The organism is Streptomyces sp. NPDC051020, from assembly GCF_040683105.1.
In the GTDB taxonomy this organism is placed as follows: domain Bacteria; phylum Actinomycetota; class Actinomycetes; order Streptomycetales; family Streptomycetaceae; genus Streptomyces.
In genome coordinates this window covers 33,561-60,423 of the sequence record NZ_JBFBCG010000010.1, presented here as the reverse complement: position 1 = coordinate 60,423, position 26,863 = coordinate 33,561, and the positions used below count along the sequence as shown (strand labels likewise).

Annotated in this window: 22 protein-coding genes and 1 pseudogene; 15 read left to right on the top strand and 8 right to left on the bottom strand. The window is 69.6% G+C overall.

Features of this window, described 5'->3' with window-relative positions:
- The first annotated feature begins 75 nt into the window (after positions 1–75).
- The 4 genes from AB0N06_RS08085 (at position 76) to AB0N06_RS08070 (ending at position 3,812) form a co-directional block, all read left to right on the top strand.
- The gene (locus AB0N06_RS08085; protein WP_366133854.1) at positions 76–1,422 is read left to right on the top strand and encodes an APC family permease; all 1,347 of its coding nucleotides are present in this window, start codon (positions 76–78) and stop codon (positions 1,420–1,422) included.
- Positions 1,423–1,494: 72 nt separating this feature from the next.
- Entirely contained in the window at positions 1,495–2,706 is a 1,212-nt protein-coding gene (gene xseA / locus AB0N06_RS08080; protein ID WP_366133853.1) for an exodeoxyribonuclease VII large subunit, read from the top strand.
- A 66-nt stretch (positions 2,707–2,772) separates the two neighbouring features.
- A complete protein-coding gene (locus AB0N06_RS08075; protein ID WP_366133852.1) occupies positions 2,773–3,030 on the top strand; it encodes an exodeoxyribonuclease VII small subunit in 258 nt (85 codons plus the stop codon).
- Between the two features lie 191 nt (positions 3,031–3,221).
- Positions 3,222–3,812, top strand: a complete 591-nt coding sequence (locus AB0N06_RS08070; protein WP_366133851.1) for a malonic semialdehyde reductase — start codon at positions 3,222–3,224, stop codon at positions 3,810–3,812.
- Between the two features lie 78 nt (positions 3,813–3,890).
- Here AB0N06_RS08070 and AB0N06_RS08065 read toward each other — a convergent pair whose 3' ends face one another.
- Positions 3,891–4,409, bottom strand: coding sequence for a DUF4245 domain-containing protein (locus tag AB0N06_RS08065; protein ID WP_366133850.1), 519 nt, complete (start codon positions 4,407–4,409; stop codon positions 3,891–3,893).
- A gap of 168 nt (positions 4,410–4,577) precedes the next feature.
- Here AB0N06_RS08065 and glpX point away from each other — a divergent pair, with 168 nt between their 5' ends.
- Complete coding sequence (gene glpX / locus AB0N06_RS08060; protein WP_358857944.1) at positions 4,578–5,609, top strand: class II fructose-bisphosphatase; 1,032 nt, start codon at positions 4,578–4,580, stop codon at positions 5,607–5,609.
- Positions 5,610–5,784: 175 nt separating this feature from the next.
- Here glpX and AB0N06_RS08055 read toward each other — a convergent pair whose 3' ends face one another.
- On the bottom strand, positions 5,785–6,156 hold the full coding sequence (locus tag AB0N06_RS08055; RefSeq protein WP_358857943.1) for a WhiB family transcriptional regulator: 372 nt from the start codon (positions 6,154–6,156) through the stop codon (positions 5,785–5,787).
- A 168-nt stretch (positions 6,157–6,324) separates the two neighbouring features.
- On the bottom strand, positions 6,325–6,999 hold the full coding sequence (locus AB0N06_RS08050; RefSeq protein WP_366133849.1) for a DUF1707 domain-containing protein: 675 nt from the start codon (positions 6,997–6,999) through the stop codon (positions 6,325–6,327).
- Between the two features lie 389 nt (positions 7,000–7,388).
- Here AB0N06_RS08050 and AB0N06_RS08045 point away from each other — a divergent pair, with 389 nt between their 5' ends.
- Positions 7,389–9,056, top strand: coding sequence for a fumarate hydratase (locus AB0N06_RS08045; RefSeq protein ID WP_358857941.1), 1,668 nt, complete (start codon positions 7,389–7,391; stop codon positions 9,054–9,056).
- A 118-nt stretch (positions 9,057–9,174) separates the two neighbouring features.
- Here AB0N06_RS08045 and AB0N06_RS08040 read toward each other — a convergent pair whose 3' ends face one another.
- The gene (locus AB0N06_RS08040; RefSeq protein WP_366133848.1) at positions 9,175–9,780 is read right to left on the bottom strand and encodes a LuxR C-terminal-related transcriptional regulator; all 606 of its coding nucleotides are present in this window, start codon (positions 9,778–9,780) and stop codon (positions 9,175–9,177) included.
- 298 nt (positions 9,781–10,078) lie between these two features.
- On the opposite strand from AB0N06_RS08040, the gene AB0N06_RS08035 reads away from it, so the two are divergent.
- Positions 10,079–11,407 carry a M18 family aminopeptidase gene (locus AB0N06_RS08035; RefSeq protein WP_366133847.1) on the top strand — a complete coding sequence of 443 codons (1,329 nt, stop codon included), beginning with the start codon at positions 10,079–10,081 and terminating at the stop codon, positions 11,405–11,407.
- Between the two features lie 52 nt (positions 11,408–11,459).
- Here AB0N06_RS08035 and AB0N06_RS08030 read toward each other — a convergent pair whose 3' ends face one another.
- Positions 11,460–12,989, bottom strand: a complete 1,530-nt coding sequence (locus tag AB0N06_RS08030) for a ricin-type beta-trefoil lectin domain protein (RefSeq protein WP_366133846.1) — start codon at positions 12,987–12,989, stop codon at positions 11,460–11,462.
- 106 nt (positions 12,990–13,095) lie between these two features.
- On the opposite strand from AB0N06_RS08030, the gene AB0N06_RS08025 reads away from it, so the two are divergent.
- From AB0N06_RS08025 to AB0N06_RS08010, 4 genes are all read left to right on the top strand, one after another.
- Positions 13,096–14,520 carry a class II fumarate hydratase gene (locus tag AB0N06_RS08025; RefSeq protein ID WP_366133845.1) on the top strand — a complete coding sequence of 475 codons (1,425 nt, stop codon included), beginning with the start codon at positions 13,096–13,098 and terminating at the stop codon, positions 14,518–14,520.
- 44 nt (positions 14,521–14,564) lie between these two features.
- Positions 14,565–15,266: a DUF402 domain-containing protein gene (locus AB0N06_RS08020; protein ID WP_366133844.1), complete on the top strand. Its 702-nt coding sequence runs from the start codon at positions 14,565–14,567 to the stop codon at positions 15,264–15,266.
- A gap of 371 nt (positions 15,267–15,637) precedes the next feature.
- A complete protein-coding gene (locus tag AB0N06_RS08015) occupies positions 15,638–17,596 on the top strand; it encodes a SpoIIE family protein phosphatase (RefSeq protein WP_366133843.1) in 1,959 nt (652 codons plus the stop codon).
- 137 nt (positions 17,597–17,733) lie between these two features.
- Positions 17,734–19,197: a catalase gene (locus tag AB0N06_RS08010; protein ID WP_366133842.1), complete on the top strand. Its 1,464-nt coding sequence runs from the start codon at positions 17,734–17,736 to the stop codon at positions 19,195–19,197.
- Between the two features lie 92 nt (positions 19,198–19,289).
- Here AB0N06_RS08010 and AB0N06_RS08005 read toward each other — a convergent pair whose 3' ends face one another.
- Positions 19,290–21,572, bottom strand: coding sequence for a transglycosylase domain-containing protein (locus AB0N06_RS08005; RefSeq protein ID WP_366133841.1), 2,283 nt, complete (start codon positions 21,570–21,572; stop codon positions 19,290–19,292).
- Positions 21,573–21,873: 301 nt separating this feature from the next.
- Between AB0N06_RS08005 and AB0N06_RS08000 the strand changes: the two genes are divergently transcribed.
- Both AB0N06_RS08000 and AB0N06_RS07995 read left to right on the top strand, forming a co-directional pair.
- Positions 21,874–22,398 carry a PadR family transcriptional regulator gene (locus AB0N06_RS08000; protein WP_366133840.1) on the top strand — a complete coding sequence of 175 codons (525 nt, stop codon included), beginning with the start codon at positions 21,874–21,876 and terminating at the stop codon, positions 22,396–22,398.
- A gap of 288 nt (positions 22,399–22,686) precedes the next feature.
- Positions 22,687–23,088: pseudogene (locus AB0N06_RS07995) on the top strand (FtsX-like permease family protein); the annotation flags it as partial.
- A 48-nt stretch (positions 23,089–23,136) separates the two neighbouring features.
- Here the strand turns inward: AB0N06_RS07995 and AB0N06_RS07990 are convergent.
- Positions 23,137–24,090 carry a hydrogen peroxide-inducible genes activator gene (locus AB0N06_RS07990; RefSeq protein ID WP_366133839.1) on the bottom strand — a complete coding sequence of 318 codons (954 nt, stop codon included), beginning with the start codon at positions 24,088–24,090 and terminating at the stop codon, positions 23,137–23,139.
- Between the two features lie 131 nt (positions 24,091–24,221).
- Here AB0N06_RS07990 and AB0N06_RS07985 point away from each other — a divergent pair, with 131 nt between their 5' ends.
- Both AB0N06_RS07985 and AB0N06_RS07980 read left to right on the top strand, forming a co-directional pair.
- Positions 24,222–24,776, top strand: a complete 555-nt coding sequence (locus AB0N06_RS07985; protein ID WP_189542777.1) for a peroxiredoxin — start codon at positions 24,222–24,224, stop codon at positions 24,774–24,776.
- A gap of 12 nt (positions 24,777–24,788) precedes the next feature.
- Entirely contained in the window at positions 24,789–25,325 is a 537-nt protein-coding gene (locus AB0N06_RS07980) for an alkyl hydroperoxide reductase (RefSeq protein ID WP_355777806.1), read from the top strand.
- A 67-nt stretch (positions 25,326–25,392) separates the two neighbouring features.
- On the opposite strand, the gene AB0N06_RS07975 is transcribed toward AB0N06_RS07980, so the two are convergent.
- Positions 25,393–26,823 (bottom strand): AI-2E family transporter, encoded by a 1,431-nt coding sequence (locus tag AB0N06_RS07975; protein WP_366133838.1) that lies wholly within the window; start codon positions 26,821–26,823, stop codon positions 25,393–25,395.
- Between the last annotated feature and the right edge of the window lie 40 nt (positions 26,824–26,863).

Below are 26,863 nucleotides of genomic sequence, written 5' to 3'. Positions count from 1 at the left end.
GGAGACTTACCCATACGCGACGTACGCCCCGTACGCCCCGTACGCGACCGTGTCCGCGCGATCTACGGAGGGCTCATGGCCGGCAGTAGCACGGACCGGGCGGGACTGCACCGGACGCTCGGGTTCCGGGATCTGGTGGTGTACGGGCTGCTGTTCATCGCGCCCATGGCGCCCGTCGGGATCTTCGGCACGCTCGACGCGAAATCGGGCGGTGCGGTCGCGCTCGTGTACGTCGTGGCGACCGTCGTCATGGCGTTCACCGCCTTCAGCTACGCCCAGATGGTGCGGGTCGTGCCGCTGGCCGGTTCGGTCTTCGCGTACGCGCGCAAGGGGCTCGGGGAAGGGCCCGGGTTCATCGCCGGGTGGATGGCGATGCTGGACTATCTGCTGATCCCGGCGGTCGCCTATCTCTTCTCCGGGATCGCGATGAACGCACTGGTGCCGTCGGTGTCACGGTGGGTCTGGACGGCGCTCGCGGTGGTCGTCACCACGCTGCTCAACCTGTGGGGGGTGCGGGCTGCCGCCCGGGTCGGCTTCGCGGTGCTCGCGATGGAGATCGTGGTGCTGGCGTTGTTCCTGGTGTCGGCGGTGGTCGTTCTCGTGCGGGACGGGGCGCAACGCGGCTGGTGGACGCCGCTCACCGGGGACTCCGGCTTTTCGACGACGGCGGTGCTGGGCGCGGTATCGGTGGCCGTGCTCTCGTACCTGGGCTTCGACGCCATCGCCTCGTTCGCGGAGGAGGCCACCGGCGGCTCGGAGAAAGTGGCGCGGGCGGTGCTGTTCTGTCTGGTGCTCGCGGGGGCGCTGTTCGTGGCGCAGGGCTATCTGGCGGCCCTGCTGGAACCGATGACGTCGGCGGAGCTGGCCGCCGCTCCGGCGAGGCAGGGGTCCGCCTTCTACGACACGGTGGACTTCGCCGTCGGCACCTGGCTTCACGACCTGGTGGCGGTCAGCAAGGCGATCGGGGCGGCGTTCGCGGCGCTGGCCGGGCAGGCGGCGGCGGGGCGGCTGCTGTTCGCGATGGCCAGGGAGCGGCGGCTGCCCACGCTGCTGGCCCGGGTCGACCCGCGGTCCGGGGTGCCGCGGACCGCGATCCTGATCGCCGCGGGCGTGACGCTGGTGGCGGCGGTGTGGGCGGCCCGGCGCGCCGACGGCCTCGACCGTCTGGTCTCGGTGGTCGACATCGGGGCGCTGACGGCGTTCGTCCTGCTGCACGCGTCGGTGATCGGCTGGTTCGCCGTACGCTGGATGAATGGGCCGCCCAGCTGGTGGCGGCACGTGCTGGTGCCGGTGGTGGGTGCGGGGGTGCTGGTCGCGGTGATCGCGGAGGCGACGGCAAGCGCTCAGGTGGTGGGGGTCTTCTGGCTGGCGGTGGGGCTGGTGGTGCTGGCGTTGCAGTTCGGGCGGCGCCCGGCTGTATGACGGCCTCCCCGCACTCCTCTCGCGTGTCGTGGGGCTGCCTCGTTGTCCGTGGTGGCGGATACGCTCGCTCGCATGGCTCTCAATACGTCCGCGGAAGCTCCGCTGCCCGTCGGCGAGGTGTCACGGCTGATCGGGGGATGGATCGACCGGCTCGGCGCCGTCTGGGTCGAGGGGCAGATCACGCAGTTGTCGCGACGGCCGGGTGCCGGGGTGGTGTTCCTGACCCTGCGCGACCCGTCGCACGACATCTCCGTGAGCGTGACCTGCTTTCGTCAGGTCTTCGACCGGATCGCGGATGTGGTGACGGAGGGTGCGCGGGTCGTCATCCTCGCCAAGCCCGAGTGGTACGCACCCCGCGGCCAGCTGTCCCTGCGGGCCACCGAGATACGGCCGGTCGGCATCGGCGAACTGCTGGTCCGGCTGGAGCGGCTGAAGAAGTCCCTGGCCGCGGAGGGACTCTTCGCCCTGGACCGGAAGAAACCGCTGCCGTTCCTGCCGCAGCTGATCGGTCTGGTCTGCGGTCGGGCGTCGGCGGCCGAGCGCGACGTGCTGGAGAACGCGCGGCGGCGCTGGCCCGCGGTCCGGTTCGAGGTGCGCAACACCGCGGTGCAGGGCGTGCACGCGGTGAACCAGGTGGTCCAGGCGGTGAAGGAGCTGGACGACCTGCCCGGTGTCGATGTGATCATCGTGGCGCGCGGCGGCGGCAGTGTGGAGGACCTGCTGCCGTTCTCGGACGAGCAGCTCATCCGTACGGTCGCCGAGTGCCGCAAGCCGGTGGTGTCCGCGATCGGGCACGAGCCGGACTCCCCGCTGCTTGACCTGGTCGCGGATCTGCGGGCGTCCACGCCGACGGACGCGGCGAAGAAGGTCGTGCCGGACGTGGGCGAGGAGCTGGACCGGGTGCAGCAGCTGCGGGACCGGGCCCTGCGGACCGTGCGAGGGCTGCTTGACCGGGAGGAGCGGGGACTGGCCCATGCGCTGGGCCGGCCCTCCATGCAGCAGCCGCAGCGGATGGTGGACGAGCGTGCGGCGGAGGTCGACGCGCTCATCGGGCGGAGCCGCCGGGTGCTGGGCCATCTGCTGGACCGGGCGGACTCGGAGCTCGCCCACACCCGGGCACGGGTGGTCGCGCTGTCGCCCGCGGCGACGCTTGAGCGCGGGTACGCGGTGCTGCAGCGGCCGGACGGTCATGTGGTCCGCTCCCCCGCGGACGCCGGGGCGCCGGGCGACGAGCTGCGGGCGCGGGTGTCGGAGGGCGAGTTCACCGTGCGGGTGGCCGAGTGACGGACGCGCCGCCCCGCCGTTTCGGCTCGGACCTGGTTGTCGTACCTCACACATAGGGTGGATCACATGACGGACGACGCGACAAAGGCACCTGCCGCCACGGACACGCTCGGGTACGAGCAGGCGCGCGACGAGCTGATCGAGGTCGTGCGGCGCCTGGAGGCGGGCGGCACGACGCTGGAGGAGTCGCTCGCGCTGTGGGAGCGCGGCGAGGAGCTGGCCAAGGTGTGCCGGCACTGGCTTCAGGGCGCCCGGGCCCGGCTGGACGAGGCGCTCGCCCAGCCCGGGAATGAGCAGCCGGACAGGCAGGGCGACGCAGGCTGAGCCCTGGCCCGGAATAGGGCCGGCGCGCCCGGTGGTTGTGCGCCTCGTCAGAAGCCGGGGCGGCCTGGCGCACTTCTCACAGGTTTGTGGAGTGGCTCACTCCGGTCCGGTTTTAGTTGAACGTTAACCTACCTATCGCTTACGGTCGCCATGTCGCTCGACCCGTATTCGTCCGGAAGGTATTCCGCAAGATGTCCCTCGTTCTTGACCCCGCCGCCCAGGACCTCCTCTTCCGCGAGGCCCGCACCGCCAACACCTTCACCGACGAGCCGGTCTCCGACGAGCAGGTCCAGGCGATCTACGATCTGGTCAAGTACGGCCCGACCGCCTTCAACCAGTCGCCGCTGCGCGTCGTCCTGGTCCGCTCCGACGACGCCCGCGCGCGCCTCGTGAAGCACATGGCCGAGGGCAACCAGCCGAAGACCTCCACCGCTCCGCTGATCGCGATCCTGGCCGCCGACAACGAGTTCCACGAGGAGCTCCCGGCCCTGATGCCGCACTTCCCGCAGGCCAAGGACGCGTTCTTCTCCGAGCGCCCGGTCCGCGAGTCGTCCGCCGCGCTGAACGCCGCCCTGCAGGCCGCGTACTTCATCGTCGGCGTCCGCGCCGCCGGCCTGGCCGCCGGCCCGATGACCGGCTTCGACGCCGCGGGCATCGAGAAGGAGTTCCTGGACGGCGACCACAGCCTGCTGATGGTCGTCAACATCGGCAAGCCGGGCGAGGACGCCTGGTTCCCGCGTCTGCCGCGTCTCGCCTACGACGAGGTCATCACGACCGTCTGAGCCATTCCAGCCGTACGGAGAGGGGCCCCGGAGCGCACGCTCCGGGGCCCCTCTCCGTAAGACCGACCGGCTTGCGGCTCAGGACGTCCTGAGCGCGGCGGCCATCTCCGCCAGCCGCTCCGTCGACGCCGAGCCGGTGACGACCGTGGTCGCACCCTTGTCGTGGCGCACCAAGGCGTCGTACTTCGGGCCCTCCCAGTGCTGCCACGTCTCACCGGCGACCTGCTGCGTGCGCCCGGTGTTCCGTGCGTCCTGACTGACCTCGGACACGTACTTCTTCGCCGGGGACGTCGACTGCTCCACCGCGACGTACTTGCCGTCCGGGTCGAGGAAGCCCAGGTGCCAGCCGTTGCCCGCCTCGCGGTCGTAGCTGACCGAGGTCGGCTTCCAGTCCTTGGACAGACCGGCCGGAGCAGCCACCGGGTACGGGGCCGCGCGCCTGGCCGTCACCAGCTCCACGCGGTAGTCGACCGCCTTGATCGGGTTGGCCTTGTCGTCGTGCGGGACGAAAATGTAAACGACCCCCGCGACGGCGGAGATCACCGCCATCGACAGGATCATGTCCCGCGCCGTCTGCTTGCCTCGCTTGCTTGCCACGGGTCCATGGTCGCATCACACCCGGCGGTGCCGGCCGAGGGGCAGGACGACGCCGCACCCACCCCGTCCTGCCGCTCATAAGTGACCCGGTCTGCTCATTTTATCGACCTGGCGATAGAGTTCAGAGCACTCTCTTCCGGTCGTCGTCGTACAGAAAGGTGCGCTCCGATGTCCGAGCATCATCTGCCGTCCCAGCTAGAGGTCTCCCCGGAGGCCCCCGACCGCAACCTGGCCCTGGAGTTGGTCCGGGTCACCGAGGCCGCTGCCATGGCCGCCGGGCGCTGGGTCGGCCGCGGCGACAAGATCGGCGCCGACGGCGCCGCCGTGAAGGCCATGCGCACCCTCGTCTCGACCGTCTCGATGAACGGCGTCGTCGTCATCGGTGAGGGCGAGAAGGACGAAGCCCCCATGCTGTTCAACGGCGAGCGGGTCGGTGACGGCACCGGCCCCGAGGTCGACATCGCCGTGGACCCGATCGACGGTACGACCCTGAATGCCAAGGGCATGCCGAACGCGATCGCCGTGCTGGCCGCCGCCGACCGCGGCGCCATGTTCGACCCGTCCGCGGTCTTCTACATGGACAAGCTGGTCACCGGCCCCGAGGCCGCCGACTTCGTCGACATCAATGCGCCCGTCTCGGTGAACATCCGCCGGGTCGCGAAGGCGAAGAACTCCGCCCCCGAGGACGTCACCGTCGTCGTCCTGGACCGCCCTCGCCACGAGGGCATCGTCAAGGAGATCCGGGAGACCGGCGCCCGCATCAAGTTCATCACCGACGGCGATGTCGCCGGCTCGATCATGGCCGCCCGCGAGGGCACCGGCGTCGATCTGCTGATGGGCATCGGCGGCACCCCCGAGGGCATCATCTCGGCGTGCGCCATAAAGTGCCTCGGCGGTGTCATCCAGGGCAAGCTCTGGCCGAAGGACGAGGCCGAGCGGCAGCGCGCGCTGGACGCCGGGCACGACCTGGACCGGGTGCTGTCCACGGACGACCTGGTCAGCGGCGACAACGTATTCTTCGTCGCGACCGGCATCACGGACGGTGAGCTGATGCGCGGCGTGCGGTACCGCAGCGAGACGGCGACCACCGAGTCGATCGTGATGCGGTCCAAGTCCGGCACGATCCGGAAGATCGACTCGACCCACCGGCTGTCGAAGCTGCGCGCCTACAGCGCGATCGACTTCGACCGCGCGAAGTAAGACCGACCGGCCGAGAGAACGTGAGGAGGCGCCCCCATGTGCGGTGGGGGCGCCTCTCCGCGTCGACGGCGAGCGGGGGTGGCTCGTCGCGTCCGGGGAGCCGATGCACCCCGTCCCGTCGAGCCGCTCGTCGCGTCCCGCGAGATCCCCTTCGCTCCGGTCAGGTCCGCTCCGGTCAGCCGGCTGCGGCGATGTGGCCGGCCGAGGCAGCGGCCTTGAGCTCCATCTCGCGCCGCCTGCGGCGGGCGAGCACCACACGGCGTTCGGCGGCGGTGAGGCCGCCCCACACTCCGTACGGTTCGGGCTGCACCAAGGCGTGTTCCCGGCACTCGATCATCACCGGACAGCGCGCACAGACCCGCTTCGCGGACTCCTCTCGTGACAGTCGGGCAGCAGTCGGCTCCTTCGACGGGGCGAAGAACAGCCCGGCTTCGTCCCGGCGGCACACCGCCTCCGAGTGCCAGGGGCCGGCCTCGCCCTCCCGAGCAGGGGTGCGCTGGGTGGGGACGGCGGCGACCTGCAGGGGCTGATGCGGCAGTTGCAGCACGGTCTACTCCTGACGACGGCTTCGCGAGCGAGAGACGATGCAGCAGTCCCTACCCGCTGTGCGTGCGCCTATGCACTGAGTGGCACCGAGTTCCGGGCAGCGAAATTGTGGTCGATCGGAAAATTGGCCTGATTGGACACGGTGCGGACCGGCGCGGCTTGCCGTGGTTCAGTGGCCGAGGTGTTTGCGCAGCTTGCTGTGGAGATCCGCAATCAGTTTCCCGCGCTTCGGCTTCGCCTCGACGTTACCGAAGACCGAATAGCCGTTGACGACGACCACTGGTGCTTCAGGGTCCGCGGATTCCAGTGTGACCACTTCGAAATTACCGAAGACGCCCGTCCCGCTGCCGCGCAGCGAGATGTTCTCCGGGACCTTGATCTCGACACTTCCGAAGATGGATGTCGCGTTGATGACGGTGAGTCTCTGGCCGAAAAGCGCCTCGGTCAGATCGATCTCCACGCTGCCGAAGAGCGAGAACGCGTTCGTACGGCCGCCGACGCGCCAACGGCCCTTGCGGGTGGAACTGCTGAAGATCGCCACCATGTTGTCGGCCGGGCCGGTGGGGGCCTCGGGGCCGTACGTGTACGGAGCGGCGGACGAAGGCAGGGCGCTCCCGCCGGGGGACGGCAGATCCCGTACCAGCGGTTCGAGTTCACCGACGGTCTTGGCCCGGTAGACGGCGTCAACCCGCTCGGCATGCTCCTCGGCGGTCAGCCGCCCCTCGGCCATGGCATCGCGCAGGATGTCCGCGATCCGGTCGCGGTCCGCGTCGGAGGCACGGATGCCCGCGGGCGCGGTTTCCGCCGGGGCGGCGGGCTGCTGGGGGTGCTTTTCGAGGTCCACCGGCCAAGCGTACCCAAACGCGATAGATCGCGACCAGGGCGTGTTTCGAAAGCAGCGTCTGCGTGCGTGTCAGGCGTCGCTCGGCAGGCGGGACTTTCGAAACACGCCCTGGAGTCTCTCCGTCCGATCAGGCCGGATCAGGGAACGGCCCGCCGCCGGGTGACGCCGCAGATGTACGCGCCGGACCCCGTGGGCCCGACAGGATCCGAAAGGGCGGCCCCGGGATACGCGGCGGGCCGATCAGGGAGTCGCGACCGCCGCACTGCGGGCGGCCGCGCGCGTTCGACTGAGCCTTACCTCACAGCTTCGGCACCCTTGCGGCGTTCTACCCTGGTGGATGCGCTGTCCAAGGGAGGCCAGCCGCTGTCGCCGAGTGAGGAATGGCCGTAATGCCAGAGTTTGCGTACTCCGATCTGCTCCCTCTGGGAGAGGACACCACGCCGTACCGGCTGGTGACCGCCGAGGGCGTCTCGACCTTCGAGGCCGACGGCCGTACGTTCCTCAAGGTCGAGCCGGAGGCACTGCGCACCCTGGCCGCCGAGGCGATGCACGACATCTCGCACTACCTGCGCCCCGCTCACCTGGCACAGCTGCGACGGATCGTCGACGACCCCGAGGCGTCGTCCAACGACAAGTTCGTGGCGCTCGACCTGCTGAAGAACGCCAACATCGCCGCCGCGGGTGTTCTCCCCATGTGCCAGGACACCGGCACCGCGATCGTCATGGGCAAGCGCGGGCAGAACGTGCTGACTTCGGGTGGTGACGAAGAGGCGCTCTCGCGCGGCATCTTCGACGCGTACACCAAGCTCAATCTGCGCTACTCGCAGATGGCTCCGCTCACCATGTGGGAGGAGAAGAACACCGGCTCGAACCTCCCGGCCCAGATCGAGCTGTACGCCACCGACGGCGGCGCCTACAAGTTCCTCTTCATGGCGAAGGGCGGCGGCTCGGCCAACAAGTCGTTCCTCTTCCAGGAGACGAAGGCCGTCCTGAACGAGGCCTCCATGATGAAGTTCCTGGAGGAGAAGATCCGTTCGCTGGGAACCGCGGCCTGCCCGCCGTACCACCTGGCGATCGTCGTCGGCGGCACGTCGGCCGAGTTCGCGCTGAAGACCGCGAAGTACGCCTCCGCTCACTACCTGGACGAGCTGCCCGCAGAGGGCTCCCCCACGGGTCACGGCTTCCGGGACAAGGAGCTGGAGGAGAAGGTCTTCGAGCTGACGCAGAAGATCGGGATCGGCGCGCAGTTCGGCGGCAAGTACTTCTGCCACGACGTGCGCGTGGTGCGGCTGCCCCGGCACGGTGCCTCGCTGCCCGTGGCGATCGCCGTGTCCTGCTCCGCGGACCGTCAGGCCACCGCGAAGATCACCGCCGAGGGTGTGTTCCTGGAGCAGCTGGAGAAGGACCCGGCACGCTTCCTGCCGGACACCACGGACGAGCACCTGGACGAGGCGGGTGACGTCGTCAGGATCGACCTGAACCGGCCGATGGACGACATCCTCGCCGAGCTGACCAAGTACCCGGTCAAGACCCGCCTTTCGCTGACCGGCCCGCTGGTCGTGGCGCGCGACATCGCGCACGCCAAGATCAAGGAGCGGCTGGACGCGGGCGAGGAGATGCCGCAGTACCTGCGGGACCATCCGGTGTACTACGCAGGTCCGGCGAAGACGCCCGAGGGGTACGCCTCGGGTTCCTTCGGCCCGACGACGGCCGGGCGCATGGACAGCTATGTCGCGCAGTTCCAGGCGGCGGGTGGCTCCAAGGTGATGCTCGCCAAGGGCAACCGGTCCAAGCAGGTCACCGACGCGTGTGAGGCACACGGCGGTTTCTACCTCGGCTCGATCGGCGGCCCGGCGGCGCGCCTCGCCCAGGACTGCATCAAGAAGGTCGAGGTCGTCGAGTACGAGGAGCTCGGCATGGAGGCGGTCTGGAGGATCGAGGTCGAGGACTTCCCGGCGTTCGTCGTCGTCGACGACAAGGGCAACGACTTCTTCACCGAGCCCGCTCCGGCGCCGACGTTCACCAGCATTCCGGTGCGCGGTCCCGGTCTCGCCTGACCGGAAGGACTCGGCCCGCTTCGGGGGCGTCACGGTTTCGGCCGGGGCGCCCTCGCGGTCCGTCCGTGACGGATTCGGCGCCCGGCAGCCGTGCGTCCGCACCCCTTCGGACAGCCTCTCAGGTGTCGAGCAGTCCTGACGTGGCGAGCAGATAGCCCAGCTGGGCGCGGCTGTTGCTGCCCAGTTGTTCCGAGACCTTCCGCATGTGCTCGGCGACGCTGCGGCGGCTCATGCCGAGTCTGCGGGCGATCGACGCGTCCGTCTCGCCTCCGACCACCGCCAGCAGAACGGTGCGCTGGGGGTCGGACGTGATGGCCGGGGAGCGCTGTGGTGCGCCCTCCGGGCTGATCGGGACGGAGCGGGACCAGGCGTGGTCGAATTGCCGCACCAGCAAGGCGATCAGGGCGGGGTGCTGGACCCGCAGGGCTGTGTGCGGCTCCTCGCGGACCGGGACGAATGCGACGTCGCGGTCGCAGACGATGACCCGGTCGACGACCTCGGCGAGCGTCCGTACCTCGGCGCCGGCCGACGTGACCTGCTCGATGTACGAGAGCGTCGCACGGTGCGTGCGGACGGTGTGCTGATAGATCGTCCGCTGTCGCACGCCTCGCCGGAGCATCGCCAGGTCGCGCGGCAGTGCCTCGCCCACGGGGCAGCGATCCTCGTCGCGCTGGTGTTCGTGCTCCGGGTGGCGGCGCTGCGCAGAGGGACGGGATTCAGCCAATCTTGAGACCACCTGCGGGAGCTGCGGACCGTACCGGAGCGGGCGAGGACTGCGCCCTGGACCCGGTGCCGCTGTGCCCTCCTCCCAGCGACCACTGCGACGGGACCTCGATCGCGACGATCCCGCACCGCCGCTTTCACGCAGGGAGCAGCGGATCCGGCTTGCGCCGTGCCGGGACGGTGCGAAGGGTGGCGGACGTTCCCGGAGCACTCCGCCGATCGTCCACGCCGCCGGCCGCGCCTCCACCCGCTCCACCGCCCTCACTCCCGATACCGAACACCGGAAAGGTGGAAGCCGTATGACGCCGGCCCCCCATCTCAGCCACGCCAGCCGCCGCAGCCACTCCGACGACCTGCTCGCCTTCATCGGCGCCGCTCCGTCCCCGTACCACGCGGTGGCCGAGGCCGCCCAGCGCCTGGAGAAGGCGGGCTTCCGTGAGCTGCACGGCACGGCCGACTGGACGGGCACGACCGGCGGCAGCTTCGTCATCAGCGGCGGCGCGCTGATCGCCTGGTACGTCCCCGAGGGCGTCCCCGCCCACACGCCGTTCCGGATCATCGGTTCGCACACCGACTCACCGAATCTGCGGGTCAAGCCCACCCCCGACACCGGCTCGGCGGGCTGGCGCCAGATCGCCGTGGAGATCTACGGCGGAGTCCCGCTCAACACCTGGCTCGACCGGGACCTGGGGATATCCGGGCGGCTCGCGCTGCGCGCCCCCGGTGGCACGACCACGTCGCGGCTCGTCCGGATCGACGAACCGATTCTGCGCGTCCCTCAGCTGGCGATCCATCTGGACCGGACGGTCAATGACGGTCTGGCGCTCGACCCGCAGCGTCATGTCGCCCCGCTGTGGTCGCTCGGCGCACCCGAGGAGGGCGCGCTGGTGCGCCGGGTGGCGGCGGCGGCCGAGGCGGACCCGGCCGAGGTGCTGGGCTGGGACTTGATGCTGCACGACGTCCAGCCGCCCGGATACCTGGGCGTGGACCAGGAGTTCGTGGTCTCGTCGCGGCTGGACAACCTGGTGTCGGTGCACGCGGGCGTCACCGCCCTGGCCGACGCGGCGACGGGCGCCGAGCCACCCGCGTACATCCCCGTCCTGGCGGCCTTCGACCACGAGGAGGTCGGCAGCGGCTCCGAGACGGGCGCGCAGAGCCCGCTGCTGGAGCGGCTCCTCAGCCGCTCGGTCACCGCGCGCGGCGGCAGCTCCGAGGACTGGTCGCGCGCCCTGTCGGGTACCTTCTGCGTCTCCGCCGACATGTCGCACGCGGTCCACCCCAACTACGCGGAACGGCACGACCCGGACCACCACCCGCTGCCCAACGGCGGGCCGGTGATCAAGGTCAACGTCAATCAGCGGTACGCCACCGACAGCACCGGCATGGCGGTGTTCGCGTCGGCGTGCGAACGGGCCGGCGCACCGTGGCAGCATTTCGTCTCGCACAACACGATGCCGTGCGGCACGTCGATCGGCCCGCTCACCGCGGCCCGGCTGGGTGTTCCGACGGTCGACGTGGGGGTGCCGGGACTCTCCATGCATTCGGCGCGCGAGCTGTGCGGGGCGGACGATCCGGCGTATCTGACCGCCGCACTGGGAGCGTTCGTGAGCGAGACCGCGAGCCGGTGAGCGGAACGGGGCAGGGCGGCCGAAGCAGGCGGTCGCCCTGCCCCGTCGGCCGTTACGCGAAGCGCTGCTTCGCCGTCCCGTCGCACGCCTGCAGCTTCAGCGGGTCCTTGGCCGCCGCCAGCGTCAGACACAGGCCGGTCGACGCCGCCGGGCGCACGGTGCCCGACTGCCTGACGAACTTCTGGTTGGCCGCGCCCGAGCAGTTCCACACGATGACCGTGGCGCCCGCCCTGTAGTCGGCGCCCGGCACATCGAGGCACCGGTCGTGGCTCAGCTCCGTGTGGATGCTCTGGTCGGCGGTGTCGTACCACCAGCCCTGGTTGCGGCCGCCGTGGCAGTCCCAGCCGCCGATCGGGGTGTTGTTACGGGTCACCGAGGCGGGGACGTCCACACAGGTGCCGGTGGCCTCGTTCTTGAGGGGCTTGAAGAGCGAGTCCCAGGCGGCCGGCTCCAGGACCGGCTTTCCGGTGCCGGCCGGGTCGGCGCAGCTCGCCTCGCGCAGACCGGAGTTGTAGATCTGGGTCAGGCACGATGCGAAGGCCGCGTGCCCGCGCGCGTTGGGGTGGAAGGACTGCCGGACGGAGTTGGAGTCCGGCGGGAAGTGCGCGAGGTCGATGTAGAGACCGCGGGCCCAGGTGGACTCGCTGCAGACCTCGTGGCCGTGGAAGAGACGGGAGTTGTCGAGGTAGACGGCGCCGGTGTCGGCGGCGGCCTGCCGCATCCCGCGCTCGAAGGCGGGGACGGCGGCGTTCCGGCCCCAGGCGGCGTCGGAGTCGTATCCGGCGCAGCCGCCGGGAAGCTTGCCGGGGAAGTTCGGGTTGTCGTAGAAGTCCGGGCCGATCGGGCTCGGATAGCCCATGACCACGAGCTTGTAGTCGCTGCTCGTGTAGCCGGCGTCGGACATGACGGTCTTCAGGTCACGGACGGTCTTCTCGACCTTGGGGACGAGTCCGTCGACACGGGCCTGCCAGCCGCCCTCGTACTTCGGCTGGCAGGTGCCCTGGAGGAGGACCCAGCGCTCGACGCAGTCCGTCATGACCGGGCCGAACTGGAGGTCGTCGTTGGCGCCGGCCACGAGCACGATCATCTTGATGCGGGTGTTGCGCGCCTTGATGGCGAGGTTGTCGCTCTGCACGAGCTCGTCGGCGTACTGCTTCGAGCCGCCGATGACGATGTTGCCGGTGTACGCGCCGGAGCAGGAGACGTTGTACGTGACGTCGGCCGGGATCCCGGTCCGGTGGATCGCGGAGTCGGGTGAGCGGTGGCACCAGTTGTCGGGACCGTTCGTCCCCGCCTCGTACGTCCCGACGCCCTCGCCCGAGATCTCGCTGTCGCCGAGCGAGATCAGCCCGGTCTTGCGGTCGGCGAGCGGGCGCTCGGCCGGGCTCCCGTACAGCTGGGTGGCTTCGGCGGCGCGGATGGCCTCCAGCTCGGGTGAGAGGGGGGTCGATGCGGTACTGGTGGTACCGGACCGGTCTGCCGCGCCTGCCGGTCCGGCGGCAGCGGCCATGCCGCCGAACGCCGCCGCCATGGCCGCGGCAGCCGCGACCGTACAGCGAAGTCTGTGCCTGGTGCGCCTCATTGCGCCTCCCCTGGTTGTGGTTACCCCCGGTATTTACTGGTCGGTAGGCGACTTGGGAATACACAGAACAAGACAAGTGCTCAACTTTTTCAGGAGGTTGAACCCCATGGACGACGTACAGGTCCCGGCGAACAGCGGCACAGCCGGCGAGAACTACCGCATCGAGCACGACTCGATGGGCGAGGTGAAGGTGCCCGCGGATGCCCGGTGGCGGGCTCAGACGCAGCGCGCCGTGCAGAACTTCCCGATCTCCGGCCAGCGCCTGGAGCGGGCCCATATCGAGGCCCTGGCCCGGATCAAGGCGGCCGCGGCGAAGGTCAACGCCGAGCTGAAGGTGCTCGCCCCGGACATCGCCGCCGCGATCCAGGACGCGGCCGCCGAGGTCGCCGAGGGCCGCTGGGACGCGCACTTCCCCATCGATGTCTTCCAGACCGGGTCCGGCACGTCCTCCAACATGAACACCAATGAGGTCGTGGCCACCCTCGCCACCGAACGCCTCGGCCGTGACGTCCACCCCAACGACCACGTCAACGCCTCGCAGTCGTCCAACGACGTCTTCCCGTCCTCCATCCACATCGCCGCGACCGCGGCCGTCACCGGCGAGCTGATCCCGGCGCTGGATCATCTGGCGGCCGCCCTGGAGCGCAAGTCCGTCGAGTTCGCGGCGGTCGTGAAGTCGGGACGTACCCATCTGATGGACGCCACGCCGGTGACGCTGGGCCAGGAGTTCGGCGGCTACGCGGCGCAGATCCGGTACGGCATCGAGCGGCTGTACGCATCACTGCCGCGCCTCGCCGAGCTGCCGCTGGGCGGCACGGCCGTCGGTACCGGCATCAACACCCCGCCCGGCTTCTCCGCCGCCGTCATCGCCGAGGTCGCCCGTGTCACCGGACTGCCGTTCACCGAGGCCCGCGACCACTTCGAGGCGCAGGGCGCAAGGGACGGGCTCGTCGAGACGTCCGGCCAGCTCCGTACGATCGCCGTCTCGCTCACCAAGATCTCCAACGATCTGCGCTGGATGGCCTCCGGGCCGCGCACCGGATTGGCCGAGATCAGCCTTCCCGACCTCCAGCCGGGCTCGTCGATCATGCCGGGGAAGGTGAATCCGGTCATTCCTGAGGCCGTGCTGATGGTGGCGGCCCAGGTGATGGGGAACGACGCGACGGTCGCCGTCGCGGGCGCTGCGGGCAATTTCGAACTCAATGTCATGCTTCCGGTCATCGCGAAGAATCTGCTGGAGTCCGTCCGGCTGCTGTCCAACGTCTCCCGGCTGCTGGCGGACCGCACCGTCGACGGCATCACCGCGAACGTGGAGCGGGCCAGGGAGTACGCGGAGTCCTCGCCGTCCGTCGTCACACCGCTGAACAAGTACATCGGTTACGAAGAGGCGGCGAAGGTCGCCAAGAAGGCGCTCGCCGAGCGGCGGACGATCCGCGAAGTGGTGCTGGACTCGGGGTATGTGGAGCGCGGCGATCTCACGGTGGAACAGCTCGACGAGGCACTCGACGTGTTGCGTATGACCCGCCCGTGACATGGATCGCAGCGGCCGGGCGCGCGCATCCCTAAGATCCCTCCATGACAGGTACCGGAGAGGCCGAGCCCGGAGAGACCACGTACTGGGCACCGGGTGATCAGATTCTGTGGCGCTACCGCGGCAACGGTCCGCGGTCGCCCGGCCGCGCCCACAGCCCGGTCCACATCTGCCGACCCGTCACCGTGGTCCAGGACAACGCCGAGCTGCTCGCCGTGTGGATGGCGCCCGGCACCGAATGCGTGAAGCCGGTCCTCGCCAACGGCGCCAGTGTGCACGCCGAGCCGCTCGTCACCCGGTACACCGCGCCCCGTACCACCGCCCGTTCGGCCTGGTCCGGCACGGGCGTGCTCAAGCTCGCCCGGCCCGGCGAGCCGTGGTCGGTCTGGCTGTTCTGGGACCGCGGCTGGAGCTTTCGCAACTGGTACGTGAACCTGGAGGAACCGCGCACCCGCTGGGCGGGCGGCATCGACTCCGAGGATCACTTCCTGGACATCGCCGTCAACCCCGACCGCAGCTGGCGCTGGCTGGACGAGGACGAGTTCGCGCAGGCGCAGCGGGTCGGGCTGATGGACCGGGACACCGCGCGGCGGGTACGGGAGGCGGGCCGAGCGGCCGTCCGCGTGATCGACGCGTGGGGGGCGCCGTTCCGGGACGGCTGGGAGAACTGGCGGCCCGATCCGCGGTGGCGGGTACCCGTGCTGCCGGATGACTGGGACCGTACGCCCTCGCATATGCCGTCGTGAGACCCTTGATGCACCCCAGGGGGGCAAACGTAGGATCGTCCTCCGGAGGGCTGCTCCGCATCAACCGGTCGGCGCGGCGCAGGCCCTGACCGCAAGTCATCGCACGAGTTGCACGATCTTCATGAGCCGCATCAGTTGCATGAGCCGCAAGAACCGCATGGACCACGACGAGGGGGTGGAGACGTGCACGCTGTCTGCCGCCCACACGCCGGAAACGTTGTCACCTGTACACCTCGCAGGCATACGGTTTCGGCCCCGCCGAGCGGGGCACGCGGTGACAGCCGTTGTCATCGCCGCTCCTGCCGGGGCACAGTGGCGCCCCACAAGGTGATTGCCTCATACAACCGGCCCGGACGGACGGAACCCCACGCGTGACGGAGCACCCCACCTCCCACGAAGGCCGGCAGCCTCTCGCCGCCCGGTCGCAGGAACGCGCCCGGCCGCGGCAGCAGGATGCCGCGGCTGCCACTGCAGCGATCCCGGTGCCGGCCCCGGAGCCCGGCTCCGGCTCGAATCCCCCGGCGATTCCCGGCCCCGCCGGCGCACCGAACCCGGCGACCGCGCCGAGCGCCGCCGCGGCCGGACCGGACCCGCAGGCGGTGTCCCGCCGCGAGGGCGACCGGCTGCGCTTCGTGGGCGCCGCGACCCGCCGGATCGCCCGCGGCATAGACCTGGACGAGATCGTCCTGGGGCTGTGCCGGGCCAGCGTGCCGACGTTCTCCGACGCCATACTCGTCTACCTCCGCGACCCGCTCCCGGTCGGCGACGAGCGCCCCGTCACCCCGTTCGTGCTGCGGCTGCGCCGCTCCGACCGGCTGCGTTTAAGCGACGACGACTCCGATGTCTCTCCCTCCGCGGAGAGTGAGCGGCTGCGCCTGCCCGCCCTCGACCCGCACGCCGATCTGATGCCCGCGGCCGAGCTCTGCGAGGTCCGGGCGGGCGGCGCGCTCGCCGAGGTGCTGCGCGGCGTACGGCCTGTCTTCGGTGACTCCGCGACGGCCCGCGTCGCCCTGCCCGAGCTGCTCGGCGCCGGGCGCACCGTACCCTCCGGCCACCGGGCGATCCTCGCCCCGCTGCGCGGCCGCCGGAGGGTGATCGGTGCTGCCGTCTTTCTGCGCGGGACCGAGCGGCCCCCCTTCGAGGCCAACGATCTGCTGGTCGCCGCACAGCTGGCGACGCACACCGCGCTCGGCATCGACAAGGCCGTGCTGTACGGGCGCGAGGCGTACATCGCCGACGAGCTGCAGCGCACCATGCTGCCCGACTCGCTTCCGCAGCCCACCGGTGTCCGGCTCGCCTCCCGCTACCTCCCGGCCGCCGAGACCGCCCGGGTCGGCGGCGACTGGTACGACGCGATCCCGCTGCCCGGCAGCCGGGTCGCCCTGGTCGTCGGCGACGTCATGGGCCACTCCATGACCTCCGCGGCGATCATGGGGCAGCTGCGAACCACCGCGCAGACCCTCGCCGGGCTCGACCTGCCGCCGCAGGAGGTCCTGCACCACCTCGACGAGCAGGCGCAGCGGCTCGGCAGCGACCGCATGGCGACCTGCCTGTACGCGGTCTACGACCCGGTCGCGCACCGGATCACCATCGCCAACGCCGGGCACCCGCCGCCCGTCCTGCTTCACCTGGGCGGCCGCGCCGAGGTGCTTCGGGTGCCGCCCGGTGCCCCGATCGGCGTCGGCGGGGTCGACTTCGAGGCGGTCGAGCTGGACGCCCCCTCGGGCGCCACGCTGCTGCTGTACACCGACGGTCTGGTGGAGTCCCGGCTGCGGGACGTCTGGACCGGGATCGAGCAGCTGCGCGAGCGGCTCGCCGCCACCGCCCGGCTCACCGGACCGGACCATTCGCCACCGCTGGAGGCGCTCTGCGACGACGTGCTCGACATGCTCGGCCCCGGCGACCGGGACGACGACATCGCGCTGCTCGCCGCCCGCTTCGACGGGATCGCGCCGAGCGATGTCGCGTACTGGTTCCTGGAACCGGAGGACTCCGCCCCCGGACGGGCCCGCCGGCTGGCCCGCAGGGCGCTCAGCCGGTGGGGGCTGGACGACCTCTCGGACTCGGTGGAGCTGCTGGTCAGCGAGGTGGTCACCAATGCCGTGCGGTACGCGGAGCGGCCGGTCACGCTGCGGCTGCTGCGGACCGACATCCTGCGCTGCGAGGTCGGTGACGACGCCCCGCAGCTGCCCCGGCAGCGCCGGGCACGCGACATGGACGAAGGCGGCCGCGGACTGTTCCTGGTGAACCGGCTGGCCAGGCGGTGGGGGGCGACCCGGCTGTCGACCGGCAAGGTCGTCTGGTTCGAGATGCCGACCCGGAGCCAGTAACAGCGCCCCGTCACATTTGGACAAGTTGGGGCAATCTCCACATGTTGCCATCCTCCCGTCGTCGGAGTTGACTTCAGTCGTGACCGGGCGCCGCCTGGACGAATTGACCGACACCCCGCACCGACGGGAGGACGCTCGTGTCCGAGGAAACCAAGAACACTCCTTACACCACGAACAACGCCGGTATCCCGGTGGAGAGCGACGAACATTCGCTCACTGTCGGATCCGACGGGCCGATCCTGCTCCAGGACCACTACCTCATTGAGAAGATGGCCCAGTTCAACCGCGAACGGGTCCCCGAACGGGTGGTACACGCCAAGGGCTCCGGGGCCTACGGCACCTTCGTCGTGACCAACGACGTCAGTCAGTTCACCAAGGCGGACCTCTTCCAACCTGGCAAGCAGACCGCCATGCTCGCCCGGTTCTCCACGGTCGCCGGCGAACAGGGCTCCCCCGACACCTGGCGCGACCCCCGGGGCTTCGCGCTGAAGTTCTACACCGAGCAGGGCAACTACGACATGGTCGGCAACAACACGCCGATCTTCTTCGTCCGGGACCCGATGAAGTTCCAGGACTTCATCCGCTCGCAGAAGCGCCGCCCGGAGAGCGGGATGCGCGACCACGACATGCAGTGGGACTTCTGGACCCTCTCCCCGGAGTCCGCGCACATGGTGACGTGGCTGATGGGCGACCGGGGCATCCCGAAGACGTACCGCAACATGAACGGTTACAGCTCGCACGCCTACATGTGGGTGAACGCGGGTGGAGAGCGATTCTGGATCAAGTACCACTTCAAGACCGACCAGGGCATCGACTTCTACACCCAGGCCGATGCCGACGAGATCGCCGGTATCGACGGCGACGTCCACCGCCGCGACCTGTTCGAGTCGATCAAGCGCGGCGATCACCCGAGCTGGACGCTGTACGTCCAGGTGATGCCGTTCGACGACGCACCGGACTACCGGTTCAACCCGTTCGACCTGACCAAGGTGTGGCCGCACGGCGACTACCCGCTGATCGAGGTCGGCCGGATGACGCTGAACGAGAACCCCGAGGACTTCTTCGTCCACATCGAGCAGGCGTCCTTCGAGCCGTCGAACCTGGTGCCCGGCATCGGCCCGTCGCCCGACAAGATGCTGCTCGGCCGGCTCTTCTCGTACCCCGACACCCACCGGTACCGGATCGGCCCGAACTACGCGCAGCTGCCTCCGAACCGGCCGCGCTTCGGCCGGAACTCGTACGCGAAGGACGGCCCGATGCGGTACGAGCCGACGCGCACGGGAGCGGTCTACGCACCGAACTCGTACGGCGGACCGGCCGCGGACACCGAACGCTTCGGCGACCCGGCGGGCTGGGCCACGGCGGGCGAGATGGTCCACGAGGCGTACAAGCTGCACCGCGAGGACGACGACTGGGGCCAGGCGGGCACCATGGTCCGCAAGGTGCTCGACGACGCGGCGCGCGAGCGGCTCGTGTCGAACATTTCCGGCCATCTCCTGGACGGTGTGAGCCGCCCGGTCCTGGAACGGTCGCTACAGTACTGGCGCAACGTGGACAAGGACCTCGGCGACCGGGTCGCCAAGGAGGTCAACGGCGACTGACCGCGCACGCCGGTCACACGGCGAAGGGTGCCACGGAGCGTATCCGTGGCACCCTTCGCCGTATCGGCCGCGTGAGCTGTGCGTGAGCCGCGTCAGCCCTGCGAGCGATTGTTCTGCCTGCCGTCCGCCGGTTTCAGCGGGACTTGGGCGCTGTCCGTCGGGTCCGGGACGGTCGGCGGCCCGCTCGACGTGTCGCCCGAGGGCGTCGTCGGGTCGGTCGGCGGCGACGGGGGCGGGCTGTCCGTCGTCGGCTCGGAGGACGGTGCCTGGCTGGACGGGTCGGCCGACGGGCTGGCCGACTCCGACGGCTTCTCGCTCGGGCTCGGCGAGGTCGAGGACGGCGGCGGTGCCACGGCCGCACCCATGTTCGTGTCGAGATCGAAGGTGCTGGTCCCGCCCATCACCTGGAACGTGTAGTCCGCCCAGATCGCGGCCGGGAAACCACCGCCGTTGACGCGGCCGCCGCCTGCGGCGCCCTTCAGGGTGACCTGCGAACCCTTCTGGACCTGCTTGCCGTCGGCCCCCTTGTGGGACTCGGCGGCCTCACCGAAGAGACCGACCGATGTGACGAGCTCCGGGGTGTAGCCGGTGAACCAGGCCGACTTGTTGTCGTCCGAGGTACCCGTCTTGCCGGCCACCTGCTGGCCGCCGCGGCCGGGGGCGTCGCGCACCGAGGCCCGGGCCGTGCCGTCGTCGACCACGCCGGTCAGCACCGAGGTCACCGAGTCCGCGGCCTGGCGGCTGATCACCTGCTCGCCGATCGGGTCGGGCAGCGCGATCGGGGCGCCGCCCTGCCGGGAGGCGGACTTCACGATCGACGGGGTGACCTTCTTGCCGTGGTTGTCGAGCGTCGCGTAGATCCCGGCCATCTCCATGGGGCTCGCGCCCATCGAGCCGAGGGTCTGAGCCGGCACGACCGGCAGGCCCTCGACGTTCATGCCGAGCTTGCCCGCGGTCTCCATCACCTTGTCCATGTGGACGTCGACGCCCATCTGCGCGAAGACGGAGTTGATGGACTTGTTCATCGCCGTCTGGACGGTGACCGGGCCGTAGTTCTGGTTGTCCTCGTTGGGCGGCGCGAAGGCGATGTCACTGCCCTGGACCGGGCGCCGGCTGTTGCCGTCGTACCGGGTGTTGGCGGTGATCGGCTGCCCGTCCTGCGTCTTGGCCTCCTGGTCGAGCGCCGCGGCGAGGATGATCGGCTTGAAGGTGGAGGCGGGCTGGTAGTCGCGCCGGGTGGCGTTCGACGTCCAGTGCTCGGTCAGCCCGGTGCCGCCGTACAGGGCGACGACCGCGCCGGTCTTCGGATCCACCGAGACCGCGCCGGCCTGCACGTCCTTGTCGACGCTGCGGCCCTTCGTGTCGAGCTTGCTGGTCAGCCCGTCCTTGACCGACTGCTCCAGCTGCTTCTGCTTCTTCTTGTCGATGTTGACCGTGATGGTCCAGCCGCCCGCGTCGAACTGCTCGTCGGTGAGGTGCTCCTGCTTCTGCACCACGGCCCGCGCCGCGTTGACGATGTAGCCCTTCTGGCCGGTGAGACCGTCCGCGGGCTTGGGGTCCTGCGGCACCGGGAATTCCAGCCCCTGGCGCTTACCGGCGTCCAGCCAGTGCTCCCCGACCATGTTGTTCAGTACGTAGTTCCAGCGTTCCTTGACCAGTCGCTTGCCGGTGGGCGTGGCGACGGCCCAGTCGTACTGGCTCGGCGCCTGCAGCAGAGCAGCCAGGTACGCGCCCTCCGCGACGTCCAGGTCCCGGGCGTCCTTGCCGTAGTAGGCCTGCGCGGCAGCCTGGATGCCGTAGGCGCCGCGGCCGTAGTAGCTGGTGTTGATGTACCCGGCGAGGATGTCGTTCTTGCTCTTCTTCTGGTCGACCTTGAGGGAGATCACCAGCTCCTTGAGCTTGCGGGTGATCGTCTGGTCCTGGTCCAGGTAGTAGTTCTTGACGTACTGCTGGGTGATGGTCGAACCACCCTGCTTGCCCTTGCCGGACAGCGTGTTGATCAGACCGCGCGCGGTGCCCTTGAAGTCGACGCCCTGGTCCGTGTAGAAGGACTTGTTCTCGGCGGCGACGAAGGTCCGCTGCACGTCCTTGGGGACCTCGGACAGCCCCACGATCTCCCGGTTGACCTTGCCGGTGCGGGCCAGCACGGAGCCGTCGGAGTACTTGTAGACGTTGCTCTGGAGCTTGGCCTGGGCGTTGCCCTCGGGTATGTCCACGATCATGTAGAGCACGAGAAACGCGCCCATGCCGAGCAGGCAGAACCCGAAGAAAGCGCCCAGCAGTTTCTTCCACGTGAAGAGTCTGCGTATGCCGCCGCTCTTCGTAGCCCCTCGCGCACCGCGCTGCTGGGCTCGTCGCGCATCCGCTCGACCCATCGCTGTCTTGCTCCCTGTTTCTCTGCTCGCCCGGATCCCCCTCGGCCCAGCCAGCTAACACTGTCGATGGGGACAAAAAGCAAGAGATCCGGCCCTTTGCGGACGTGACAATCAGCACCCGCTCCTTAGGGAACCGACTCACGAGAGGTGCGCATGGTTGCGAGAACAGCTGATCCGATAGCAGTTTGCTAGCACTCCCCGAAGGAATAAACGGGGGGATTCCATGACCAACCACACCGTTTCGCACGCGACCCGCTTCGGGTATACACCCTATGTATACACAGCGCGTAGAGTGGTGAACATGTCTATCGGCCACACCCTGCTGGGACTCCTGGAGTCCGGCCCCCGCCACGGCTACGACCTCAAGCGCACGTTCGACGAGAAGTTCGGCCACGACCGCCCCCTGCACTACGGGCAGGTCTACTCGACCATGTCCCGGCTCCTCAAGAACGGTCTCGTCGAGGTCGACGGCATCGAGAGCGGCGGCGGCCCCGAGCGCAAGCGGTACGCCATCACCGAGGCCGGGATCAGCGATGTCTCGGCCTGGCTCGCCCAGCCCGAGAAGCCGGAGCCGTATCTCCAGTCGACGCTCTACACCAAGGTCGTCCTGGCCCTGCTCACCGGCCGCAGCGCCGCCGATCTGCTGGACGCCCAGCGCTCCGAGCATCTGCGCCTGATGCGTATCCTCACCGACCGCAAGCGCAAGGGCGACCTGGCCGACCAGCTGATCTGCGACCACGCGCTGTTCCACCTCGAAGCCGACCTCCGCTGGCTGGAACTGACCGCCGCGCGACTCGGCCAGCTCGCGAAGGCAGTGAACCCGTGACCGTTCCTAACCAGTGTGCATAAGTGAGTCCTGGACCCACTGCTGCGTACTGGGCGCATCCCGAACGGTGTTGGATGCGCTGGGTTCCCGCTTTCGCGTCCCGCTCGGCGACGGCCGTCCAGGGGGCCGGTCCGTTGCGGGTGGGCGGGTTCCCTCACGTCCCCGGTCACCTGGTTCGGCCTGGACGGTCCGATGCCCCGCACGATCACTCCGGTCGTGCGGGGGCGGTGCCGTCCTTCCCCAAGCTCTCAACTCCGTTCGGGTCTGTCAACGAACGTTTTACAGTCCCGCGACCAGCGGTACGCCAGCGTGCAGACCGGTCTCCAGGCCGGCGCGACCGCGACCCTGCTGCTGATCGCCGCCGCGATGCTGGTCTCGCAGCTGGAGCAGCTGCGCGAGCGCAAGCGGCTGCTCTCGGTCCTCGTCGCCTTCGGTACCCAGCGGAGCACGCTCGGCTGGTCGGTGCTCTGGCAGACCGCCGTGCCCGTGGTCATCGGTCTGGTGGTGGCCGTCGCGGGCGGTCTCGGCCTGGGTGCGGTGATGATCTGGATGGTCGCCAAGAAGGTGACCGACTGGTGGTTGTTCCTCCCGATGACCGGCGCGGGAGCGGCACTGATCCTGCTGGTGACTCTGGTCTCACTGCCATCGCTGTGGCGCCTGATGCGGCCGGACGGCCTGCGCACGGAGTGATGGCGCGGTAGCCGCAAGGGGTGCGGCCCCCGGGGATCGCACCCCTTCCTAGGCCGTCACCCGTACGGGCAGCACCCGCATCGCCTCACGCAACGCGGCGGCGAACTCCTCGAACTCGCCCTGTCGGGCCGCCCCTGTCCGCATGCCCAGCGCCACCCGCCGCGACGGCGCGGGCTCCGCGAAGTACCCAGTGGTCAGCGCGTCGTTGCGGGCGGTCTCGACGGTCACGGCGGTACGCGGCAGCAGTGTCACCCCGAGTCCGCCCGCGACCAGCTGCACCAGCGTGGAGAGCCCGGCGGCGGTCGTGGTGACCGGCGCCCCCTCCGTACGGCCCGCCTCCCGGCAGATGTCGAGGGCCTGGTCGCGCAGGCAGTGCCCCTCGTCGAGCAGCAGCAACGGCAGTTCGCGCAGCGCCTCGCGCGGAATGTCGATGCGCCCGCCCAGCCAGTGGGTGCGCTCCATGACCAGCACGAAGTCCTCGTCGAAAAGCGGGAGTTCGGTCACCTGCGGCACCCCGAGAGGTACGGCGAGCAGCAGCAGGTCAAGCCGTCCGGCCGCCAGCCCCTCCAGCAGCGACGAGGTCTGTTCCTCGTGCACCTGGAGGTCGAGCTCCGGGTAGCGGTCGTGGACCAGTCGCAGCACGGCCGGCAGCAGATACGGGGCGACGGTCGGGATCACACCGAGTCTGAGCACTCCGGTGAACGGCGCCCGGACCGCCTCGGCCTCCTCCATCAGCTCGCCCACGGCCTCCAGCACCACCCGGGCCCGCACCGCGAGCCGTTCCCCGGCGGGCGAGAGCAGCACCTTGCGCGTCGTACGCTCGATGAGCTGGACACCGAGCGTCTCCTCCAGCGCGGACACGGATCCGGAGAGCGCGGGCTGACTCATCCCGATCGCTGCCGCCGCATCCCTGAAGTGCAGATGTTCGGCCACGGCCGCGAAGGCGCGCAGCTGCGAGAGGCTGGGCTGTTTGGGGCGATTGCCCTGGTTACTCTGCGCCACTGATAGGCACCTCCGATCATCACAACCAATTGTAGCTATTTCCGCGATCAATGCCCTCTGTGTCATGGTGGACACCGTCCAACCCTCAGGAACTCCCGCACCTGGGAATTCCTACGCTGCAAGGAGAGCGCGTGCTCACTGTCGGTGACAAGTTCCCCGAGTTCGACCTGACTGCTTGTGTTTCGCTGGAGAGCGGCAAGGAGTTCGAGCAGATCAACCACAAGACCTACGAGGGCAAGTGGAAGATCGTCTTCGCGTGGCCGAAGGACTTCACCTTCGTGTGTCCCACCGAGATCGCCGCCTTCGGCAAGCTGAACGACGAGTTCGCCGACCGTGACGCCCAGATCCTCGGCTTCTCCGGTGACTCCGAGTTCGTGCACCACGCCTGGCGCAAGGACCACCCGGACCTGACCGACCTGCCCTTCCCGATGATGGCCGACTCGAAGCACGAGCTCATGCGTGACCTCGGCATCGAGGGCGAGGACGGCTTCGCTCAGCGCGCCGTCTTCATCGTCGACCAGAACAACGAGATCCAGTTCACGATGGTGACCGCCGGTTCCGTGGGCCGTAACCCCAAGGAGGTCCTCCGGGTCCTCGACGCCCTGCAGACCGACGAGCTGTGCCCGTGCAACTGGACCAAGGGCGAGAACACCCTGGACCCGGTCGCGCTCCTCGCCGGCGAGTGAGCTGACACCGACATGGCACTCGACGAACTGAAGGCCGCTGTTCCGGACTTCGCCAAGGACCTGAAGCTGAACCTCGGTTCGGTCATCGGGAACAGCGAGCTCCCGCAGCAGCAGCTGTGGGGCACCGTCCTCGCCTGCGCGATCGCCTCGCGCTCGCCGAAGGTGCTGCGCGAACTGGAGCCGGAGGCCAAGGCCAACCTCTCCGCCGAGGCGTACACCGCGGCGAAGTCGGCGGCGGCCATCATGGCGATGAACAACGTCTTCTACCGGACCCGGCACCTGCTGTCGGACCCCGAGTACGGGACGCTCCGTGCGGGTCTGCGGATGAACGTCATCGGCAAGCCGGGCGTGGAGAAGGTCGACTTCGAACTGTGGTCGCTCGCCGTCTCCGCGATCAACGGCTGCGGCCAGTGCCTGGACTCCCACGAGCAGGTGCTGCGCAAGGCCGGCGTGGACCGTGAGACCATTCAGGAAGCCGTCAAGATCGCCTCGGTGATCCAGGCGGTCGGCGTCACTCTCGACGCCGAGGCCGTGCTCGCCGAGCAGTAACAGCAGCACCCCTGATACGAGAAGGGCCCCGAGGACGACCGACCGTCCTCGGGGCCCTTCTTTTCCCCTACTCCGTCGCCGGCTGTGCCGCTTCCATTTCGGCGTCGCCGTCGCCGTGGTCCTTGGGCGGCGGTCCCGGCGCCCGGGTGGGGGCGACGCCGTCGGCCGAGGTGCCGCGCGGCTGCGGTGCGTACCGCAGCACCTGCTCCTGCCCGTACGCCCGCAGATAGCCGACCACCGTGTTGGTGACGGCGACCAGCGGCACCGCGACGACCGCACCGCCGATGCCCGCGATCATGCCGCCGGCGGCGACCGAGAGGACGACGGCGAGCGGGTGGACGCGTACCGCGCGGCCGAGGATGAACGGCTGCAGCACATGGCCCTCGATCTGCTGCACGGCCAGCACCACGACCAGCACCATCAGCGCGGTGAACACGCCCTCGGTGACCAGCGCGACGACCACCGCGAGCGCTCCGGAGATCACCGCGCCGACGAGCGGGATGAAGGCGAAGAGGAAGATGAAGACGGCGAGCGGCACCGCCATCGGCACATCGAGGAACCAGATGCCGAGCCCGATGAAGATCGCGTCGATCAGGGCGACCAGCACCGTGCCCCGCACATAGGCGGTCAGCGTCCGCCAGGCACGTGGCCCGGCGCCTGCGACACCCGGCCGCGCCTGCGCGGGCACCAGCTTCAGCACCCAGTGCCAGATGCGCTTCCCGTCGTACAGCAGGAAGAGCGTCGAGAACATCGCCAGCAGCATCCCGGTGAGGAGCTCCACCATCACGGTGACGCCCTGGAGTCCGGCGGAGGTTATCTCCTCGGTGTTGGTGCCGATGGTGTCGCTGAGATTCTTCGCGACGTCGTTGATCTGCTGCTCGGTGACATGGAACGGGCTGTCGAGCAGCCATCGCTTCAGCTCCTCGATACCGTCCCGCACCTTGTCGGAGAGAGTGTCGAGGTTGTCCATGACCTGCCAGACCACGAACCAGCCGACCAGGCCCATGATGACGAAGCCCAGTATCGCGGTGACGGCGGTGGCGAGACCCCGCGGCAGCCCGTACCGCCGCAGCCGGGAGACGGTCGGCTGCAGCATCGCGGTGACGAGCAGCGCGGCGACGAACGCCAGCACCACCAGCTGTATGGCGCTGATGGCCTTCATCAGCACCCAGAGCGTGCCCGCGAGGACGAGCAGCCGCCAGCCGGCCTCGGCCGCGACGCGCATCCCCCAGGGGATCGCCGCGACCGGATCGGGGCGGGCGGCGACCGCGGGTGCGTAGGCGGGCGGCGCCGGAACCCGGCCGGGGGCGGTGGACTGGTCTTCGGAGGTGGACACCGCGGCGACGACCGCGACCGGGAATTCGGCCTGCGCGTCCCTGTATCCCTCGACGTCCCCCTCGGCCTCGGCCTCCGCCGCGGCGCGGCGTTCCTCCAGGCGGTCGCCCAGCTCGGTCAGTTCGGCGCCCAGCCGCCCGAGCCATCCTGGCAGTTTCGACATGAGTGTTTCTCTACCCCCGAGTTCTCTCCCCACCACTCCC